Source organism: Xanthovirga aplysinae (assembly GCF_009711365.1).
Taxonomy (GTDB): Bacteria; Bacteroidota; Bacteroidia; order Cytophagales; family Cyclobacteriaceae; genus Xanthovirga; species Xanthovirga aplysinae.
Window position 1 is genome coordinate 1 of record NZ_SMMB01000583.1, and the last position, 2549, is coordinate 2549.

Annotated in this window: 2 protein-coding genes; both read left to right on the forward strand. The window is 34.1% G+C overall.

Features of this window, described 5'->3' with window-relative positions:
- The first annotated feature begins 606 nt into the window (after positions 1 to 606).
- Positions 607 to 1137 (forward strand): toxin-antitoxin system YwqK family antitoxin, encoded by a 531-nt coding sequence (locus tag E1171_RS02930; protein ID WP_222931358.1) that lies wholly within the window; start codon positions 607 to 609, stop codon positions 1135 to 1137.
- Between the two features lie 441 nt (positions 1138 to 1578).
- Positions 1579 to 2549: alpha/beta hydrolase (locus E1171_RS02935; protein WP_155203921.1), on the forward strand; the 971-nt coding region annotated here is incomplete at its 3' end.

Here is a 2549-nt window from a genome sequence, read left to right on the forward strand (position 1 = left end):
GTAGTTGAAGAGGTTCCTTATTGGAGTATTACTTGGGAAAGAGAAGATAAAGGAGGGATGAGAACTATTTCTTTAAATGGATTAACAGGAGAAATCGTTCAAGAGTTCGATGAAGATTACCCCATAGAGGAATAAATCAAAACCATTTACCTCTAATTACTTTTGGTACTGGAAGGAAGCTTTAACTGTAAATTCAAGGATAGGCCAAATTCCTTTTTTTCTAAAACAAGCACCTTGTGCTTTAAAACTGTCTTTCTTCCTATTTCTTATTTCCTTTAACTTTTATCTACCTATACTAAAGATCTAAATTCAAAAGCAATAGTACTATTTAAGGTTAGAATAAAATCAACCGTTACCCACAAAATCTTACCTGCTATGGGGCTACGTCATAGTTTTGATAATAATACATCCTTTGGTTATCAAAAAAAAGTCACCCAAACATAATGGATTATTCCACAATTCAAAAGTCAATCCGGTTACGGAAATGGAAATAAATCTGGAAAACTCTTGAAAAAGAATAATTAGATGAAAAATTACATAATAATAGGAATGCTAATATTAGCAACAAATTGTGAAGCCCAAATCGGGAACCAAAAGGGTATAAAAATGAAAACTTTTGATATAGAAAATTTTAACAAGCAAATGACTTTGTCGCCTCAATATGAGGGCTTTTATTTAGAAGATAGCACTTATATCAAACAATTTGCAGCTGGTGGGGAAGGTAAGGACAAATTGTATGTTGAATTTGAGTCCCCTCCTTCTCCTGCTTTGTTTCAAACCTACCGAGTTTTTTACTATAATGGTAAATTGAAATTAGAAGGCTTACAGTTTCCCAACGATTTCGAAAAAGGAATATGGAGAGAATACGATGAGCAAGGCAATCTTATCAAAGAAACAAACTACGACGAGCCTTTTAAATTCTCCTTTGAAGATATCCTTCATTGGATCGAAGAAAGAGATATTGATATGAAAGCTTTTGACTTCAGGATAGCAAGAGGAATAGATGATTATGGGAAACCAGGTTGGGATATCACTTGGGAAAGGGCGGATAAAAAAGGGTTACGCAGAGCTTTTATTGATGGGATTACTGGAGAAATTGAAAAAGAATTCGACCAAGATTACCCCATAGAGGAATAATTCAAAAGGAAATTACAATTTACGGCTGATTTCTTTTAGTAACGGAAGGAATGAATGTTTAAATTTTAATTCCTTCTTTTTTATCTTTTCTCTTTTTACCAGCATCAATTTGGTACTAGCCATATTTTTTACAAGGGGGCAAAAGATGCATCATATACCTACTCTAAGAAAATTAAGGTTTTAAATCATAGGTATTTTTGCTATCTAAATTTTTCATATGCTCCTCTTGGACTTTAAGTTATAACAAGGCCTTCATGTAATTTAGAAATCTTCGAATACCAATTAAATTTTTGTTTAATATTTTGTGCTGCTAAAAAGGCAACCATTTATCTTTTTAGTTATGGCAGTCCACATTTGAAGCTTTAATGCATGTTAAATACTTTCATATTGATCTTATAACCAATATTGTTAAATTCACTGACTATATTTTATAATAAAAATATGTCTTTTATAAAATCATTCATTAAAAGATCATTTGTTGTCATTATTACTGTAACCATTATTATTGGGGTAGGTTTACTGTGGTTTTTCATGGCTAATGAAGCCCCGATTTTAAAAGGAAAAATCATTCCTCAGATAAAATATAAAAAAGACCTGACTTTAGATGTCTATCTTCCCACTCAACTGGCACACCCCAAAACACCCGTTGTGGTATTTATTCATGGAGGAGGCTGGATTATGGGAAGAAAGGAGGCTCTCAATGTCAATCGGTTTCATGGAGCTATCAATCAATTAAGAGATAATGGATACGCTGTGGTTAGCCCTGAATATACTCTAGCAAAAGCTGATAAATCACCATTCCCTGATTGTATCCATGATGCTTTTGATGTATTAAGTTGGGTGAAGAGAAATGCCAAAAAATTCAATTTTGACACTCAAAACATAGGAGTGCTTGGGGAATCAGCCGGGGCCCATATTGCCATGATGGCTGCCTACACTCAGGACGAAAAGCTACCCTCCATTGGACTTTCTCTAAACTATGTCATTAATGTATATGGCCCAAGCGATTTGGAAGAGCTCTACCAAATGCCTGCTTTAGATAAAGTCAATGAGCTTTTGGAAAAGCTACCAGGCTCTTTAGGAGACAACCTTGATATTACACATTACCTTTTTGGCTTCAACCCAAAATTGGATAGCCTGAAAGCAAAAAAATTTGCGAATCATTACTCTCCCATTCAATATTTAAATACTAAAGCTCCTCCTACTCTTATCATCCATGGAAGTAAAGACCAAATTGTCCCCCTATCACAAGCCTTAAATTTGAAAGAAAAACTTGATACTTTGCAAATTGAACATGACCTACATATTCTGGAAAATGTGGACCATGCATTTATGGGTGCCTCTTCTGAACAAAAACAGCTTGTGCAGGATTGGATTTTAACCTTTATTCAAAAATACTATAGGGAAAAAGA